Annotated in this window: 15 protein-coding genes and 3 tRNA genes; 9 read left to right on the top strand and 9 right to left on the bottom strand. The window is 41.3% G+C overall.

The features are described 5' to 3' along the window. The first annotated feature begins 27 nt into the window (after positions 1-27). From hisIE to CDG56_RS05630, 9 genes are all read left to right on the top strand, one after another. On the top strand, positions 28-795 hold the full coding sequence (gene hisIE / locus CDG56_RS05670; RefSeq protein ID WP_087547202.1) for a bifunctional phosphoribosyl-AMP cyclohydrolase/phosphoribosyl-ATP diphosphatase HisIE: 768 nt from the start codon (positions 28-30) through the stop codon (positions 793-795). Positions 796-804: 9 nt separating this feature from the next. Continuing rightward, positions 805-2,295 carry a UvrD-helicase domain-containing protein gene (locus CDG56_RS05665; RefSeq protein ID WP_087547201.1) on the top strand — a complete coding sequence of 497 codons (1,491 nt, stop codon included), beginning with the start codon at positions 805-807 and terminating at the stop codon, positions 2,293-2,295. A gap of 36 nt (positions 2,296-2,331) precedes the next feature. Further along, positions 2,332-3,714 carry an ATP-binding protein gene (locus CDG56_RS05660; RefSeq protein WP_087547200.1) on the top strand — a complete coding sequence of 461 codons (1,383 nt, stop codon included), beginning with the start codon at positions 2,332-2,334 and terminating at the stop codon, positions 3,712-3,714. A gap of 430 nt (positions 3,715-4,144) precedes the next feature. Next, the gene (locus CDG56_RS05655) at positions 4,145-6,988 is read left to right on the top strand and encodes a monovalent cation/H+ antiporter subunit A (RefSeq protein WP_087547199.1); all 2,844 of its coding nucleotides are present in this window, start codon (positions 4,145-4,147) and stop codon (positions 6,986-6,988) included. 2 nt (positions 6,989-6,990) lie between these two features. Next, positions 6,991-7,359 carry a Na+/H+ antiporter subunit C gene (locus CDG56_RS05650; protein ID WP_005218581.1) on the top strand — a complete coding sequence of 123 codons (369 nt, stop codon included), beginning with the start codon at positions 6,991-6,993 and terminating at the stop codon, positions 7,357-7,359. Continuing rightward, complete coding sequence (locus CDG56_RS05645) at positions 7,359-9,170, top strand: monovalent cation/H+ antiporter subunit D (protein WP_087547198.1); 1,812 nt, start codon at positions 7,359-7,361, stop codon at positions 9,168-9,170. The genes CDG56_RS05650 and CDG56_RS05645 overlap by 1 nt, the downstream gene beginning before the upstream one ends. After that, complete coding sequence (locus CDG56_RS05640; protein WP_087547197.1) at positions 9,170-9,697, top strand: Na+/H+ antiporter subunit E; 528 nt, start codon at positions 9,170-9,172, stop codon at positions 9,695-9,697. The genes CDG56_RS05645 and CDG56_RS05640 overlap by 1 nt, the downstream gene beginning before the upstream one ends. Next, positions 9,694-9,969, top strand: a complete 276-nt coding sequence (locus tag CDG56_RS05635; RefSeq protein ID WP_004659265.1) for a monovalent cation/H+ antiporter subunit F — start codon at positions 9,694-9,696, stop codon at positions 9,967-9,969. Before CDG56_RS05640 ends, CDG56_RS05635 begins: the two co-directional genes overlap by 4 nt. Before the next feature lie 11 nt (positions 9,970-9,980). After that, a complete protein-coding gene (locus CDG56_RS05630; protein WP_005162917.1) occupies positions 9,981-10,361 on the top strand; it encodes a Na+/H+ antiporter subunit G in 381 nt (126 codons plus the stop codon). A gap of 162 nt (positions 10,362-10,523) precedes the next feature. Here the strand turns inward: CDG56_RS05630 and CDG56_RS05625 are convergent, their stop codons facing one another. The 9 genes from CDG56_RS05625 to tpiA all read right to left on the bottom strand — a co-directional run bounded on the left by CDG56_RS05625 (position 10,524) and on the right by tpiA (position 17,453). Continuing rightward, positions 10,524-10,925 carry a ribosome-binding factor A gene (locus CDG56_RS05625; RefSeq protein ID WP_004659268.1) on the bottom strand — a complete coding sequence of 134 codons (402 nt, stop codon included), beginning with the start codon at positions 10,923-10,925 and terminating at the stop codon, positions 10,524-10,526. Next, positions 10,925-13,639: a translation initiation factor IF-2 gene (infB, locus tag CDG56_RS05620; RefSeq protein WP_087547196.1), complete on the bottom strand. Its 2,715-nt coding sequence runs from the start codon at positions 13,637-13,639 to the stop codon at positions 10,925-10,927. Before infB ends, CDG56_RS05625 begins: the two co-directional genes overlap by 1 nt. A gap of 10 nt (positions 13,640-13,649) precedes the next feature. Then, entirely contained in the window at positions 13,650-15,134 is a 1,485-nt protein-coding gene (gene nusA, locus CDG56_RS05615; protein ID WP_005218583.1) for a transcription termination factor NusA, read from the bottom strand. Between the two features lie 37 nt (positions 15,135-15,171). Continuing rightward, on the bottom strand, positions 15,172-15,696 hold the full coding sequence (gene rimP / locus CDG56_RS05610; RefSeq protein ID WP_004659273.1) for a ribosome maturation factor RimP: 525 nt from the start codon (positions 15,694-15,696) through the stop codon (positions 15,172-15,174). A 197-nt stretch (positions 15,697-15,893) separates the two neighbouring features. Further along, positions 15,894-15,970: transfer RNA gene (locus tag CDG56_RS05605), tRNA-Met, on the bottom strand. 86 nt (positions 15,971-16,056) lie between these two features. Next, positions 16,057-16,133: transfer RNA gene (locus CDG56_RS05600), tRNA-Met, on the bottom strand. 44 nt (positions 16,134-16,177) lie between these two features. Next, positions 16,178-16,262: transfer RNA gene (locus tag CDG56_RS05595), tRNA-Leu, on the bottom strand. A gap of 57 nt (positions 16,263-16,319) precedes the next feature. After that, positions 16,320-16,649 (bottom strand): preprotein translocase subunit SecG, encoded by a 330-nt coding sequence (secG, locus tag CDG56_RS05590; protein ID WP_087547195.1) that lies wholly within the window; start codon positions 16,647-16,649, stop codon positions 16,320-16,322. Between the two features lie 12 nt (positions 16,650-16,661). Then, positions 16,662-17,453 (bottom strand): triose-phosphate isomerase, encoded by a 792-nt coding sequence (gene tpiA / locus CDG56_RS05585; RefSeq protein WP_087547194.1) that lies wholly within the window; start codon positions 17,451-17,453, stop codon positions 16,662-16,664. Positions 17,454-17,584 lie beyond the last annotated feature (131 nt).

The following is a 17,584-nucleotide window of genomic DNA, read 5'->3' as shown; positions in this document are numbered from 1 at the left end:
CTGCTTTGCCCACAACGGATTTCACGCATGTCAAACTGGTTAGATGAAGTTAAATTTGATTCCAATGGTCTTGTTCCTGCCATTGCACAACATCATCAGACTGGTCGAGTGTTAATGGTTGCGTGGATGAATCGTGAAGCATTACAACTGACGGCTGAAAAAAATCAAGCCGTGTATTACTCACGTTCACGTCAAAAACTGTGGCACAAAGGTGAAGAATCAGGGCACTTTCAAACAGTGCATGAAATTCGTTTGGATTGCGATGCTGATGTCATTATTCTGCAAATTGAACAGCATGGTGGAATTGCTTGCCATACAGGTCGTGAGTCGTGTTTTTATCGTAAACTCACGCCACAAGGTTGGGAAATTGTTGATGCTCAACTGAAAGATCCAACTGCAATTTACGGTGCATCTGCGAAAGTCGAAGCACACGATCATGGTCAAGCTGAACAAGTTGACGTACTCAGTCACTTAGGGCGTTTGATGCAAGAACGTAAAAAAGCTGAAGCGGATAGTTCTTATGTTGCCAGCCTATACAAAAAAGGCATTAATAAAATTTTAGAAAAAGTTGGCGAAGAAAGCATCGAAAGCATTATTGCAGCCAAAGACTATGCAGCACATGCCTCTCTAGAGAATAAGCATGACCTGATTTATGAAGTTGCAGATTTATGGTTCCACAGCATTGTGATGTTGGGTTATTTCGACCTTGATGCACAAGTGGTGCTAGATGAATTGGCTCGTCGTCAAGGTCTTTCTGGTTTGGTTGAAAAAGCCAACCGTAGCCAAGAAGCGTAACCCCTGCCTGTGTCGAATATCGAGAAACCCAAAGCCACCTATGAGCAAGCAATTGCGATAGACAATGCACGTTTAGGTCAATCCTTTAAAGTGATTGCGTATGCTGGCACAGGTAAAACCACGACTTTACAAATGATCAGTGATGCCATGCCCGAACGGCGTGGTATGTATTTAGCTTTTAACAAAGCCATTGCATCTGAAGCACAGAGTAAATTTCATGGCAATGTAAATTGTCGTACCTTTCACTCTCTTGCCTTTCGTAGCGTACCGCGTGGCGTAACTGATAAATTACGACTACCGCGTTTAAGCCCAAGTTTTATTGCTAAAGAATATCGTTTAGAGCCTATTACGCTTCGCCGTCTCATGGGCGGACGTTATGAAAAATATGTGCTGATGCCAAGTCGCCTTGCGAGTTTAGTTGCTAATGCTGTCAGCTATTTCTGCTCGACCAGCTCACAATACCCTGCCCCTCGCCATATTCAAGCGCCAAGCTGGTTGCACCAAGATGATATTGAATCGTTACAACAACACTTATATCCAGCAGTTGAACGCCGTTGGTTAGAGTCAATTGATCAAAACCATCAAGCAGGGATTGGTCACGATATTTACCTCAAACTTTGGGCATTATCAGAACCCAATATTCCAACAGATTATGTTCTGTTTGATGAAGCACAAGATGCTGACCCACTCATGTTGGGTATTTTACTACGTCAAAAGAGCACACAAGTGATTTATGTCGGTGATGCACATCAGCAAATTTATGCGTGGCGTGGCGCGGTCAATGCAATGCAACAGATGCCTTTACATGAAAGCCGTTTAACGACCTCTTTCCGTTTTGGCGATGCAATTGCTGATGTTGCCAATAGTCTGCTTGGTGCATTAAACGAAACTGTTCCACTATTGGGAAATCCAAATGTTAAATCGAGTGTGGTGAATAAACCCCATACTAAAATGCGCGATGCCATTTTATGTCGTACCAATGCACGTGCAATGGAACTCCTACTTTCGGGTTTAGTGCATGGCGACAAAGTCAGCTTACAAGCTGATCATCAGAAACTCAGTCGTTTTGTGGATGCCGCTAGTTTACTCAAACAAGGCAAACGAATCACTGATGTGCCCGAACTGGCTTGGTTTAATTCATGGCATGATGTGCATGAATATTGCGAAACCAATGATGGTAGCGACATCAAACCTTTAGTGAAGCTGGTCGATGATCATGGTACTGAGCCACTCAAGAAAGCACTTGCCAAAATCACGCCGATTGAACAAGCAGATTATGTTATTTCAACTGCACACAAAGCCAAAGGCTTGGAATGGAATCGTGTGCATATTGAAGATGATTACCAATTTAAAATAAATGGCCTAGAACATAAAATTACAGATGAGGAATTAAGACTACTTTATGTTGCCTGTACTCGTGCTAAAGTAAGTTTAAATATTCATCATCTTTACGATTTAATACAACAATTAAAACGGGGCGCTCCCTCAAGTCTTCGCTAGTCCGTAGGTTAAAGCGCTTATGTTCAGGGAGAGCTTATGCAACTTGAATCAGTGCTATTTAAACATGTTGGCATGTTTCGCGACTTAACCATTGAATTTCAACCGACTCAACGCCCAATTACACTTATCTTAGGTGAGCAAGCTACAGGCAAAACCACAATTTTAAAAAATATCTACCAAGCCTTAACGTGGTTTTCCGCACGTTATAAAGATATTCGTACCGCAGGTGTCGTGATTGCTGATCAAGATATTTTGTTGACACGCTTACAAGCCAAAGTTCAAGTCCAAGTTAGAATGAGCAGTGAATTAACTCATCATCTACCAGAAAGTAGCTCTGCACAAACGACTGACACTCAGAATTGTAGTTGGAAGTTATTTAAAACGTTTAACAGTCAAGGCGTTGGAATTAGCCAAGTTGAAACGCAGCAACTTGATCAAATGGTATCGCTATACCAAAAAACCAGTCTTCAAGATCCATTATTTGGATTACCGTTAATTGCGTATTATCCTGCCGAACGCTTTGTACAAGAGGTTAATTTACAAAGCAAGAATGCACCAGGAACACTACAAGATATTGCTGCCTACGATTTAACAGCGATTCCATACACAACTTTTGCGCGTTTCTTTGAGTGGCTACGGGAAATTAGTGATGTTGAAAATGCTCACTCTGCCCATATCGTCAGACGTCTTATTGGCAACGATTTCAGTCAGCAGAATCAATCAGAGGTTTTGCAGCAATTACAACAAGAACTGATGAATCATCCTAAACAACTCTCAGCACCTAATTTATATGCGCTGAAAAAAGGCTTACATACCATCTTTCCAGAATTGAATGATATCTATATTCAATATATTCCTAAACTTCAATTAATGGTGCGTTACAAAGATCAGACCATTCCCTTTCAGCAATTATCGGCCTCTCTTAAATCATGGATTGCATTGGTCGGTGACATTACACGTCGTTTATGCTTACTTAATCCACATTGTTTCGACCCATGTTTAGAAGGTGAAGGCATATTATTAATTGATCAAATTGAGCATCAGTTAGATCAAAATATGAGTGCTGAAATTTTAGAGCGTTTGCATCAAGCATTTCCAAGACTACAAATTATTGCTTCAGGCAATCGCGATGAATTATTAGAACATGCTTTAGAATATCAATGCTTCAGGTTAGGTGATAAAGAAATTTATGAGATTAATCTTGAGAAATCTCAACAACAACTTTCACAACTCTATAATGAGTTAAGTCAATCAGAAAGCATTCTCTTGCAGCAGAATCAACACTTATTAGAATCAGAAAATTTGGTCAGTAAAGTTGATGAACTCTTGCATCAAATCCAAGCGCTTGATGAACAAGAAAAGAGTCATTTACTTCATCTACTTAAAATTGATGATACCCCTCAAGAGAGATCAATTTGATATTGGGCTTTAAGATTGATTGCATCATTAATCCTTATAAACTAGAGGTCAATTTTTTCTTTTAAATAGGTGTTCTGTACTGAAAACACTAGATTGTAGGGATGCGCATTTGATCCAAGACCAGATCTCTATTCCTCTTATGTATACAGATAATCGAATGGAAAATATTCAATTAAATAGCGAATAAAAAACGTTGATAGACAAGTTTTAGCGACAAAGATGTTGTTAGTTTCATGTAATAACATCAGATTTTTGTTGATTTTTTATAGTAAAATAAAATTCATTTTTTACTTTCAAGTTGTGCAATACAACTTGCTCTTTCCGTTAACTTGATTGGGTTTCGAGACTTGAAACTTTGGCTTTCTCTTTGAACGCCTTAAGTCTTGGAAGAAAATCCACCATTAGGTCTCTCTCGACCTAAATCATCGACATGGATACCAGTGTGCTACCGATTATTATTTTATTACCTCTCATACTTGGCACAACCCTTGTCTCACAATTGCAACGTATTTCACGGGGTGTGACGGCAATTGGAGCAATTGGCATTAGCCTGAGTTGTTTTATTTTATTGCTTAGCCAAGCTGAAACGGTTTTACAGGGTAATGCCCTGCAACAGAGTTGGGAATGGCTTCCACAACTGGGCATCAATCTTAGTTTTCGCCTTGATGCATTAGGATTATTGTTCGGTTTACTGATTAGTGGGATCGGCACACTGATTTATATTTATGCCTATTATTATCTCAGCCCCAAAAACTCACTCAGTAAACTGTATCAGTTGCTCATGCTATTCATGGCAGCGATGCTTGGGATTTCACTTTCCAACAATTTGATTATCTTACTGGTATTTTGGGAAATGACCAGTATTTCTTCATTCTTGCTCGTGGGCTATTGGAGTCAATATGATGCCGCCCAACGTGGTGCGCGTATGGCACTCACGATCACAGGGATGGGCGGTTTGGCAATGCTAGGGGGCTTTGTCCTCTTAGGACAGATGGCAGGTACTTACCAGATTGACCAATTGGTGTTAATGAAAGAGTCTATTCAGCAGCATCAATTATTTGTTCCCACTCTACTGCTCATTTTACTAGGTTCATTTACCAAAAGTGCGCAATTCCCATTTCACTTTTGGTTGCCAAATGCAATGGCAGCACCTACGCCTGTTTCAGCCTATCTCCATTCAGCAACGATGGTGAAAGCAGGTATATTTTTATTAGCCCGCTTAGCGCCACTCTTTATTGGGGCAGCGTTGTACCACAATATCGTAACTTTCGTCGGTTTATTCACTTTATGTATGGCAGCGGGTTTCGCCATATTTAAAGAAGATCTCAAAGGGCTTTTAGCTTATTCAACCATCAGCCATTTAGGTTTGATTGTTTGTTTACTCGGCATCGGTTCGCCACTCGCTGTTGCAGCAGCAATCTTTCATATCATTAATCATGCAACATTCAAAGCTGCTCTTTTCATGATTGCAGGCATTATTGATCATGAAACAGGAACACGTGATTTACGTAAGCTCAGTGGTATCTGGCAACTCCTTCCGTTCACAGGTACTCTAACCATGATCACCGCTGCTTCGATGGCTGGTGTACCGCTAACCAATGGCTTTATTTCCAAAGAGATGTTCTTTACGGAATTACTGGCAAACCTATCAGGTCCAGTAATGATAATTGCAGCGATCGTGGCAACTTTATCCGGTATTTTTGCTGTTACTTATTCTATTCGCTTGGTACATGGCGTGTTCTTTGATGGTGGGCTTGGTAAACACATTCCTAATAAAGATGCACACGAACCACCTCTCGGAATGCGCTTACCTGCGATTATATTAGCGACATTATGTATTCTGGTCGGCATTCTGCCTGCACTATTGGCTGGAACAGTGGTGAATAGTGTAACGCGCGCGAGTTTGGCTCAACCTGAATTTGAGGGTGTTCATTTAGCGATTTGGCACGGTATTAATGCACCTTTAATCATGAGTCTAGTTGCATTAATGGGTGGTGGTTTATTTTACTTTAGCCTCATTAAAAATCAGCATTTACGTAAAATTGACTTAGACCCTTATTTAGGTAAATTCCAAGGCAAACTTTTATTTGAATCATTCCTGAAGCATCTCTTACTTACTAGTCGAAAAATCAAACAAAAGACTGAAACAGGTTCTCTACAAAGTTATCTTCTTTGGATTGTTTTCTTTAGCATCATCATGGTGGGTTTACCCTTATTCAATCAGGGATTAACAACTGGCACACGTGAGCTTACCCATGCTCCATGGATTGCTGTGGTCTTATGGCTCACATTATTCTCGGGCTGTTGGATGATGTTGTGGTTCCACCACGAACGGATTAAAGCTGTTTTAATTAGTGGTGCTGTTGGACTTGTCGTCACCATGGTGTTTGTCGCCTTATCTGCACCAGATCTTGCACTCACTCAGATCACAGTTGACGTTGTTACTACTGTTTTATTGTTGATGAGCTTATCGCTATTACCGCAGTTGACCCCTTACGAATCGAGCCGTCCACGCCGTTGGCGAGATGCAAGCTTAGCAATCGCAGGTGGTATCGGTATTGGTTGGATTACATGGCTAATATTAACGCGAGAACATAATTCAATCTCATGGTTCTTCTTACAACAATCCCTCCCATTAGGCGGTGGTTCAAACGTTGTCAATGTTATCCTTGTTGATTTCCGTGGTTTTGATACCTTCGGTGAAATTACAGTATTGGGTATTGCAGCAATAGGAGCACTGTGTCTCATGGATGGTATGCGTGCACATGGCACCACCATGACACAAGGTTTATCTTATCGTTTTAACCCTTCACCATTGATGTTACGTATTTCAGCCTCATGGGTACTTCCCCTCGCCCTTGTCGTCAGTATCTACATTTTTATGCGTGGCCATAACTATCCGGGGGGTGGCTTCATTGCAGGTCTGATTACGGCAATGGCGCTGATTATTCAATATATTGTTTTAGGTCAGGATAGAACCGAACAACTGATCAAAGCAAAATCTGGTCGTTTATATGAGATTTGGATTGGCTCAGGTTTAGCAATTGCAGGTTTAACAGGTATTGCAGCTTGGTTTTGGACACGCCCATTCTTAACAACAGCACATATTTATATAGAACCACCATTATTTGGAAAAATGCATTTAGCTTCGGCTGTCTCATTTGATCTCGGGGTTTATATGACCGTTGTTGGCGCGACAATGCTGCTAATTTCAGTCTTAGGGGATTCGCGTCACTCAAGTATGTCAGGACCTGTTCCAAGTGGAGATAAATAAACATGGTTAGTATTGAGTTTTTGCTCGCTTCGGGAATTGGTCTGCTAACAGCAACAGGCATCTATTTAATTTTACGTGCCAGAACCTTTCCTGTCGTACTCGGTCTGGCCATGATCGGTTATGCCGTAAATTTATTTTTATTTGCAGTCGGTCGTATTCAAATTAATGCACCTGCAATCATTACAGAAACAACTAAAGTAACAGATCCGTTACCGCAAGCGTTGGTACTCACTGCGATTGTGATTGGTTTTGCAACAACCGCTTTTATTGTACAGCTTGCACTACGCAGTCGTTATGAATCGGGCACGGATCATGTTGACTCCAAAGAAGAAGCAACTGTGACTTATGACCCACGTGAGGATGAGCCATAATGTTTGATTTCAATAATTTTTGGCATGCTCATACTCCTATTTTAAGTATTTTAATTCCAGCATTTACGAGTTTTTTACTACTTTTATTAGGCAATCCTGGTTCTGGTTCTCTAAAACAGGATTGGCGCCAACCTTGGCGACGTGGCATTAGCTTAGGTTCTGCACTTCTAGGCTTAATCACAGCAATCAGTTATTTGATGATCGCCAATACAGGTCAAGTTACCGTCTATCAACTTGGTGAATGGTCTGCTCCTTTTGGAATTGTTTTAGTTCTCGATCGTCTCGCTGCGTTCATGTTGGTGCTGACTTATGCACTTGCAGTGCCTGTCATTTGGTACGCAAGTGATAACTGGGATACCCGTGGGCGCTATTTCCACACCATGTTCCATTTTTTGTTAATGGGTATAACGGGTGCATTCCTGACAGGTGACTTATTTAACTTATTCGTGTTTTTTGAAATCCTGTTGATGGCATCTTATGTATTGCTATTACATGGTCAAGGGCGACCACGTTTCCAGCTAGGCATACATTACGTCACGATTAACTTACTCGCATCAGCGCTATTTTTGATTGGTTTAGGGATGATCTACGGCAGCGTTGGTAGTTTAAATATGGCTGATGTGAGTCGCCTTATCCCAACCTTAGACAGCGATCAACATAAACTTGCAATCGCGGGTGGCTTGTTACTGTTTGTTGTATTTGGGATCAAAGCAGCAATGCTTCCTGTCGGCTTTTGGCTACCAAAAACCTATGCTGTTGCAAGCACACCCGTTGCTGCAATTTTTACTATTATGACCAAAGTTGGTATTTATGCCATTCTACGTGTCAATGGTACTGTTTTTGATGATGCAATGGCACAGAGTATTTTCAAAAACTGCTTATTAATGATTGGTTTGATTACTTCATTCTATGGTGTAATCGGCGCAATTGCTGCTGAACGCTTACGCCGTTTTGTTGGCTTTATGGTGTTGTCATCGATTGGAACATTACTCATCGCTATTGCCATGTTGAATACCCAAGCATGGTCAGCAGCATTGTATTATTTAGTCCACAGCACCATAATTGCGGCTGCATTCTATTTGTTTTGTGGTTGGATGACTGCGCAACGTGGTTCATTCAAAGATCATTTAAAAGTTGCACCGAAAATCAAACAGGAAAAAGCGGCTGCTTTTACTTATTTTACCATTGCACTCATGATGGCGGGTTTACCCCCTTTCAGTGGTTTTCTAGGTAAAGTTTTTATCTTACAGGCTACCGCTGAAACGCCTTATCAGGGTTGGATTATTGCTGTTATTCTGATTGTTAGCTTACTTAGCATTATCGCATTCACACGTGTTGGTTTTATCCTTTTTTGGCGTGCTAGTCCACCCGAAGAAAATCCTAAAGAACCAGCATATAACGCTTATCAAGCACTACCTGATACAGCACCTCATCGGAATGACAAAGCAATCTATGTATTACTGATTGCTTTGATGAGTTATGTTGTATTTGCAGCACCAATTCAAAGTTATACAACTTCAACTGCACAACAAATTCAAAATCATGCGCTTTATCAACAAGCGATTCTAAAACATGATAGTCAAGGTCGTGCCATTAGCGTGCAGCCATTTGATGCAGCATATTTGCCTGAAACTAAATATGGCGGTGAGGTTGAGGATCATAATGCGGTATTAATTCCAGATGTTATCTCAAAACCGATGCTACAAGGCGAACATATTTCGGAATATAAACAACGTCAAATTGCTGAGCAAACTTTATCAAATCCAACTATTCCAAATGCCACACAATTAAAACCGATGGAGGAACACTAATGCAAAAACGTGCTTTGCTTGATCGTTGGTTTCCCCACCCCTTTGTGTCATTTTTAATTTTTGTGACTTGGCTCATGCTGTCGCATAGTTTGGACATCACAGATATTTTTATTGCAATTCTATTAGGTATCTTTGTTTCACGTTTGGTAAGCCCTTTTATTGCACGTACACCCCATATTCATTGGTTACCTGCAATCAAACTTTTTTTTGTGGTGCTATGGGATATTGTGATTTCCAACTTTCGTGTAGCTAAAATGGTGCTTGGACCAATCGATGAGTTGCATCCAAAATGGTATCGCGTGCCATTAGAAACTGAACATGAGCAAGTAAATACGCTACTCGCAATGATCATTACAACGACGCCAGGTACGGTATCCGCAGGGATTGATCAAGAACGAGGAGATATTTTAGTTCATGCACTCAGTACCGATAATGTTGAATTAGATATTCAAGACATCAAAAATCGTTATGAGCTACCTTTGCTCGAAATCTTTGATGTAAAGATTGCAGAAGGAGCAGCGAAATGACCATTTTACCTTATGCACTTGCAATTAGTTTAGTAGCGATCACGATCTCCATGTTTCTTTGTCTGATCCGCATGATCATTGGACCATCTGTTGTTGATCGCTTGTTAGCACTCGATACTCTTTTTCTTAATGCAACATGTCTGATTGTGGTATTAGGTATTTACTGGGCAAGTACCAATGTATTTGAAGGTGCTCTATTGGTGGCGATGCTCGGTTTCGTTTCAACTGTTGCACTGGCTCGCTATTTTACCACTGGACATGTGATTGATTAAGGAGAGTGGTTATGCAAATAATTTTTGAGATTATCATTTCATTCTTTTTGATCTTTGGTGCATTTTTTATGCTCGTAGGTTCAATCGGAATGATTCGTCTACCCGACTTATTTATGCGTCTGCATGCACCGACTAAATCAAGTACGTTAGGCTTGGGGAGTTTTTTAATTGCAGCTATGATATTTGGAGCGACTCAAGGTCGTTTCGGTTTTGCTGAATTATTGATTACTTTATTTGCCTTTATTACTGCCCCAGTATCAGCAAATTTAATGGCACAAGCTGCAATTCATTTACGTTTGCGTTCAACTAGTGGTGATGTTCCAGAGGCTTTAAATCGTCCGCTACCGTGGCAACGTTATCGTCGTAATGCAGAAAAGAAAGATCAACTCTAAGTTGGTCTTTTTATTGAGCTCAATGTATTTTTTTAATTTTTAGAAAGCCTAAACCAATTAACTCGCTGAAAGATATAATTTTAATAGAAAAAAATCATATCAATCTAAACAATGATCTATAGCACAAAAGAAAGCCACCCGAAGGTGGCTTTCTTTTAGAACTTATTCTTTATCGTCTTGCCCTTGTTCAGGCAGATCCTTCACAGCTTCCGCGATCAAACCAAACATATAGTTACCATAGGCATTCGTTTTATCGTAATGGAAACGCAATCTTGGCGTAATACGTGTCTTGATACGACGGCTCAATTCATGACGCAAGAAACCAGAAGCTTTATTCAATACATCTAAAGTTTCTTTATTTGCGACTTCACTTTGCTCATCACCAAGTTCACGTCCCATCACAGTGACATAAACTTCAGCATAACCCATGTCTGCACTGACTTTCACCGCAGAGATGGTCACTAGACCACCTAAGCGAGGATCTTTAAGCTCTTGACGGATCAGCTCAGACAACTCACGTTGTACTGAATCCGCCATGCGCTTTAAGCGTTGGCTACCCGCCATTAAAGACTCCGTTTAATCAATTGAACATCATAGACTTCGATCTTGTCTTTAACTTTGATGTCTTTATAACCTTTGACTGCAAGGCCGCATTCCATACCAGCACGAACTTCTTCAACCACTTCTTTATAACGACGAAGAGATTCAAGTTCACCTTGGAATACAACCACGTCATCACGTAATACGCGAATCGGTTTATTACGATGCAATGTACCTTCAAGTACCATACAGCCAGCTGCTGCACCAAACTTACTTGAGTGGAAGACTTCACGCACTTCTGCAACACCCAAGATCGTTTCACGATGTTCAGGTGCAAGCTTACCGCTCATTGCAGCTTTTACATCATCAATTAAATGATAGATGACGCTGTAATAACGAATATCGATGCCATCTTGATCAGATTTTTGACGAGCCGTGTTATCTGCACGAACGTTGAAACCTAATAATACTGCTTCTGAAGATTCAGCTAAAGTCACATCTGACTCAGTGATTGCACCAACACCAGAACCAATGATGCGGACTTTCACTTCATCTGTCGAAAGTTCATCAAGCGCAACATGTAATGCTTCTAAAGTACCACGTACATCTGTTTTGAGTACGACATTCACATAAGGAATATCTTTTTTACCCATAGATGCCATGATGTTTTCAAGACGCATTGCACTGGCACGCTCTAGACGCTTATGACGTTCACGATCAGAACGAGCATCTGCAACTTCACGTGCTTTCTTCTCATCATTCACGACAAGAACTTCATCACCCGCCATTGGTGCATCAGGTAAACCTAAAATTTCAACTGGAATTGAAGGACCCGCTGAAGTGATACGTTGACCATTTTCATCAACCATCGCACGTACACGACCATAAGATGAACCCGCAAGAACCAAATCACCAATGTTCAATGTACCATTTTGTACCAAAATTGATGTTACCGCACCACGACCTTTGTCAACACGTGCTTCAATCACCACACCTTGCGCCGCGCCTTCTGCTGAAGCTTTAAGCTCCATCAATTCAGCTTGGATCAAGATGAGATCAAGTAACTCATCGATACCCGCACCAGAGTGTGCTGAAACTTTAGCGATAGGTGTATCCCCACCCCACTCTTCAGGCACGATTTCTTTATGTGCTAATTCATTTAATACACGATCGACATCAGCAGATTCTTTGTCCATCTTGTTAATAGCAACAATAATCGGTGTACCCGCAGCACGCGCATGGTCAATTGCTTCAGCTGTTTGTGGCATCACACCATCATCAGCAGCAACAACAAGTACCACGATATCAGTCGCTTTCGCACCACGTGCACGCATTGATGTAAACGCAGCATGTCCTGGTGTATCTAAGAAAGTAATAATGCCTTTCTCGGTCTCAACATGGTATGCACCGATATGCTGGGTAATACCACCCGCTTCGCCTGCCGCCACTTTAGAACGACGAATGCGATCAAGTAACGATGTCTTACCATGGTCAACGTGACCCATGATTGTTACAACAGGTGGACGAGTCGTTTGTTCGCCACGAGCTTCTTCAGCTGCAACCAATAAGTTGTCTTCTGCTTGTGTATCAGAAACTAAAACTGGATTGTGACCCAATTCTTCAACTACCAATACTGCTGTATCTTGATCAATCGCTTGGTTTTGAGTAACAAGTTCACCCATTTTCATCAGGGTCTTAATGACTTCACGAACCTTAACCGCCATTTTTTGTGCAAGATCGGCAACGATAATCTTCTCACCAATCTCAACATCATAAACCTGTTTTTTCACAGGTTTTTCAAAACCATGCTTGTTGGATTGGCTGGTTTTCAAACCGCGCTTATGATGACTTTTGCTGAAGCTCTGCTCAGCCTGAGCATCACCACCTCGGCCACCTTTCTTGCTTGCACGTGGATTTGCAGTCGCACCACCACGCTTGATTTCACGGTCTTCCTTGTTGAAAGAATCTTCATATGCCTGACCAACAAGTCCAGCGGCTAAAGGTGAATCATCAATCACACGAATGGTTGTGGTTGCATCATCACTTGAATATTTTGAAGCCATCTGGCGCATTTGCTCCAGTGTACGCTTCTGTGCTTCTTCCGCAGCTTTACGGCGTACAGCTTCTTCAGTCGCCTTTAACTTGGCTGCTTCTGCTTCACGGGCTTTTTTCTGTTCAGGTGTTTCTGTTGGCTTGACAACAGGTGCTTTAATTACCTTGTCGCTACCCCGTTTCTTCACCACAACTGCGGTTTTTGCAGGAGCTTGTGAAGCACTCTCAGAAGTATGTGCTGCACGCATTGCTTCTAACGTTGCATTGGCTTTTTGTTCAGCTACATCACGTGCATTTTGAACAGCTAAATCACGTGCATTTTGCTCTGCGCGTACTTTAGCATCTGCTTCTGCACGTGCTTTGGCTTCTGCGGCGATCTGCTCTGGATTTGGCTTGGCAAAAACCTGCTTTTTACGCACCTCAACATTGATACTTTTTGCTTTACCCGAAGTACTGGTGACTTTGGCTGTATGGGTTGTTGTACGTTTCAACGCAATTTTTCCTGTGTTACCACTGCCTTGACCATGTACTTTTTTCAGGTGATTAACCAAAGTATCCTGCTGTTCAGTGGTAATAATGTCATCTGCTTTACGCTGTGGTAGACCTGCTTCGCGAACCTGCTCTAGGAGTTTCTCTACAGGACGTTCTACGCTGAGCGCTAACTCTTGAATCGACTTGTCCGTCATCTATTATCTCCTAGTTAAACCATGATTCACGTGCTTTCATGATCAATTGACCTGCTTTGTCATGACCTAAACCTTCGATATCCGAAATATCATCAGTCGCTTGATCAGCCAAATCATCAATTGTAATCACACCACGCGCCGCCAATGCATAAGCAATCTCAGTGGTCATACCATCCATACCGAGAAGTTCTGCGCTTGGCTCTTGAATATTTTCTTGCTGTTTCAGTGCATCAGTTAAAGCAGCCTCTTTAGCACGGCTTTGAAGCAATTCAACTAAATCTGCATCTAGTTCAATTTCATCAAATGTTTCAGCTGGAACATAAGCAATCTCTTCTAATGAAGTAAAGCCCATTTCCACCAATGCCATTGCTAAATCTTCTTCAATATCGAGACGTGTAACAAACATATCTAAATACTGTTGTGCTTCATTTTGCTGACGAGCACGATACTCTTCTTCTAACATCATGTCGAGTTTATAACCCGTCAATTCCGATGCTAAACGAACATTTTGCCCTTGCGAACCAATTGCACGTGCTAACTGATCATTGGTTGCGAAGATAATATCTGCACTACGTGCATCTTCATCTAGTACAATACCTGATACATCAGCTGGCTCTAATGCACTTGCAATATATTGTGCTGGATCATCTGACCACACCACGACATCAATACGCTCACCATTCAACTCTTGTTGTACTGCTTGAATACGTGTGCCACGCATACCAATACATGCACCTACAGGGTCAATACGATGGTCATTGGTTTTCACTGCAATTTTAGCACGAACACCTGGTTGACGAGCAGCTGCTTTAATTTCGATGATTTCTTCAGAAATTTCTGGAATTTCTTTTTTCATCAATGCAATTAACATCTCAGGACGAGCACGAGATAATAATAATTGCGCGCCACGACCTTCGCGGTTTACGCTGTATAAAATGGCATTGATACGTTGCTTAGGACGCAAAATTTCTTTATGAATGGTTTCTTCACGCGCCAAGTAAGCTTCAGCGTTATCACCTAGATCAATGATGAAACCATCTTTGGTTTGTTTTTTGACTTCGCCGTAAATCAACTCACCCACTTTAGATTCATAGGCATCGGCAACCAAAGCACGCTCAGCTTCACGAATCTTTTGTACAATGACTTGTTTCGCAATTTGAGCAGCAATACGACCAAATTCAATTGACTCAACTTCTAGCTCACGCACATCACCGATTGACCATTTTGATGGATCAACATCTGAGATTGCATCTTGGCAAGCTGGCATTTCATGATCTTCATCCGCCACAACTGTCCACTGACGGAAAGTGCGATAATCACCTGTTTTACGATCAATTTCAATACGAAGCTGTGCTTCTTCTGAATGTGTTCCTTCGTAAAACTTTTTCTTCGTTGCTGCAACAAGTGCTTGCTCTAATGCTTGGAAGATCGCCTCACGACTCACACCTTTTTCATTACTAACCGTTTCTGCAACGGTAAGAATTTCGCGGCCCATAAGTCACCTACCGATTTCTTATAAAATTAAGTTAATATTAGTCTTGATAGATTAAATTTGCTTTATCAATATTATTACTATCAATTTCAAGCACATGCTTACCTTCCACTTCAACTTGAATGATTTCATTTTCTAAGTCTACAGAAAGTAATTTCGCTTGAAACTTACGACGATTTTCGACGGCAGCAATTAATCGTAAAGCCACTTGTTGCCCAATATAAGCAGGCAATTGATTGAGTTGGAAAAATGGACGATCCCAGCCTGGTGAAGAGACTTCTAAAGCATATTCACCTGAAATTGGATCATGAACATCAAGCATTGCACCCACTTGTTGTGTTACTAAAACACAATCTTGAACGCCAATACCACGCCCTTGTTCAACTTCGCCATCTTCATTTAAGATAGGTTCAACATTCTCATCAACTACTTTATCAATATAAATACGTAATAAAGAACGTTTACCTTGTGGTAGGAATTCAATCCCCCATAGATCTACACCACACGCAGCTACTGCTGGCGCGATTAGATCATGCAATGCTTGAGATTTATTTGATAATTTCATTTACTCTCGTCGCTCTCATGCGAGCCAATCAATCTTAACCGTATAGTGAAGCACGACTATTTGACCAATTGATGTCGAACACTACACGATAGCTAAACAACCAATAAAAAAGGGCGTAAATCGCCCCTATGTTACACAGAAAACCGAAGTCCACTGTGCAAAAAGGCCCACCTTATTGTGAGCCTCTTTTAGAAACTTGGTAGCGGGAGCTGGATTTGAACCAACGACCTTCGGGTTATGAGCCCGACGAGCTACCAGACTGCTCCATCCCGCATCAACGTGCAAAATTATATACAAATATAAAAAAAAAGTCAATTCAAGTTTTTTGTATTTGCTTGATTAAGTTGCACCTTAATCAAATGGTAGCGGGAGCTGGATTTGAACCAACGACCTTCGGGTTATGAGCCCGACGAGCTACCAGACTGCTCCATCCCGCATCAACAACATCACTGCATACACCAAACTTACTGGTTATTAAGCTTGGTGCGGAAGGGGGGACTTGAACCCCCACGCCCGAAAGCACTACCACCTCAAGGTAGCGTGTCTACCAATTCCACCACCACCGCAGCTTTGTGGGACGCATTCTATTCCTTTAAATATAAAAAGGAAAGTGCTAATTCAACTTATTGAGTTGTTTTAGGTGCGTTTGATGAAGTTTCAGGCGATGTTACTGGTGCAGAGGTCGCGGTTTGAGCAGATTTTAAGCTATACGCATCAGCTGTTTGTTTTTTTGCAAAAACAGCCAAAGTTAAACTCGTAGCAAAAAACAAGGCTGTAAAAATTGCAGTTAAACGAGTTAAAAAGTTACCCGCTCCCGAGGCACCAAATACCGTAGCAGCACCACCGCCACCAAACGACGCTCCTGCCTCAGCACCCTTACCTTGTTGCACTAAAACCAATCCAATAATCATAATTGCTAAAATGATATGTACAACGAGTATAAAACTATACATTTCTACTTCCTATTATTTGCTTTGAGCAAATGCTTTTGCAATTTGATAAAAAGATTGTGCATTGAGTGATGCACCTCCAACCAAAGCGCCATTAATATCAGGACATGCGGCCAACTCAACAGCATTCTCGGCTTTAACACTACCGCCATACAATATAGCCATGTTTGTACCGAATGATGTAATTTGTTTTAAGCCTTCACGTATTTTTGCATGCATCATTTGCGCATCCGCAGGTGAAGCTGTCTTCCCTGTTCCAATTGCCCAAATCGGCTCATACGCTATCACAATATTTTGCCATTGTTCAGCTTTAACGACGGATGCAATATCACAAATTTGCTGTAATACTACTTGCTCAGCAGCACCTTGCTCACGCTGCTCTAAGCTTTCGCCAACGCAATAGATCACCGTCAAACCTGCATTTAATGCATTTTGCAGTTTTGCTTTTAAAATATTGACGTTGTCACCAAACAATTCACGGCGCTCAGAGTGTCCAATCAACACATATTCAATCTGGCTATCTTTTAACAGCTCCGCACTTACCTCACCTGTGTAAGCACCAGTACCTGCCACACGAGAAAGATCCTGAGCCACAGTATAAATGGCTCTATTTGCATCTTTTAACTGAGCATGAACACCACTCAAGGCAATCGTCACGGGCGCTACACCAATATGACATTGCTCAGGAGAAATATTGTCCTGTTGTAGTAACTGCTTAAATTCTTCTATTAATTGGAAAGCACTCGCATGCATTGGATTCATTTTCCAATTGCCAATAACCCAAGGGGTAATCGCCGAATTCGACATACTTCGCCCACCTACAACTAATTTATAAAAAATGCTGCATATTTTACACGTATTTTTCTCTGTACACGACAAAAAAAGATAACTCATTGAAATAATGGCATAATACTTGTTTTCTGACGACGAATATGATG

This window comes from Acinetobacter sp. WCHA39, assembly GCF_002165385.1.
Classification (GTDB): Bacteria; Pseudomonadota; Gammaproteobacteria; order Pseudomonadales; family Moraxellaceae; genus Acinetobacter.
This window is presented reverse-complemented; position numbering and strand designations above follow the sequence as displayed.

Excerpts from the sequence above, each read along its gene's own strand:
- hisIE (WP_087547202.1), top strand. The coding sequence starts at position 28 with ATGTCAAACTGGTTAGATGAAGTTAAATTTGATTCCAATGGTCTTGTT.
- CDG56_RS05655 (WP_087547199.1), top strand. The coding sequence starts at position 4,145 with ATGGATACCAGTGTGCTACCGATTATTATTTTATTACCTCTCATACTT.
- CDG56_RS05645 (WP_087547198.1), top strand. The coding sequence starts at position 7,359 with ATGTTTGATTTCAATAATTTTTGGCATGCTCATACTCCTATTTTAAGT.
- infB (WP_087547196.1), bottom strand. The coding sequence starts at position 13,639 with ATGACGGACAAGTCGATTCAAGAGTTAGCGCTCAGCGTAGAACGTCCT.
- CDG56_RS05650 (WP_005218581.1), top strand. The coding sequence starts at position 6,991 with ATGGTTAGTATTGAGTTTTTGCTCGCTTCGGGAATTGGTCTGCTAACA.
- CDG56_RS05625 (WP_004659268.1), bottom strand. The coding sequence starts at position 10,925 with ATGGCGGGTAGCCAACGCTTAAAGCGCATGGCGGATTCAGTACAACGT.
- CDG56_RS05660 (WP_087547200.1), top strand. The coding sequence starts at position 2,332 with ATGCAACTTGAATCAGTGCTATTTAAACATGTTGGCATGTTTCGCGAC.
- CDG56_RS05630 (WP_005162917.1), top strand. The coding sequence starts at position 9,981 with ATGCAAATAATTTTTGAGATTATCATTTCATTCTTTTTGATCTTTGGT.
- CDG56_RS05635 (WP_004659265.1), top strand. The coding sequence starts at position 9,694 with ATGACCATTTTACCTTATGCACTTGCAATTAGTTTAGTAGCGATCACG.
- rimP (WP_004659273.1), bottom strand. The coding sequence starts at position 15,696 with ATGAAATTATCAAATAAATCTCAAGCATTGCATGATCTAATCGCGCCA.
- tpiA (WP_087547194.1), bottom strand. The coding sequence starts at position 17,453 with ATGTCGAATTCGGCGATTACCCCTTGGGTTATTGGCAATTGGAAAATG.
- CDG56_RS05640 (WP_087547197.1), top strand. The coding sequence starts at position 9,170 with ATGCAAAAACGTGCTTTGCTTGATCGTTGGTTTCCCCACCCCTTTGTG.
- nusA (WP_005218583.1), bottom strand. The coding sequence starts at position 15,134 with ATGGGCCGCGAAATTCTTACCGTTGCAGAAACGGTTAGTAATGAAAAA.
- secG (WP_087547195.1), bottom strand. The coding sequence starts at position 16,649 with ATGTATAGTTTTATACTCGTTGTACATATCATTTTAGCAATTATGATT.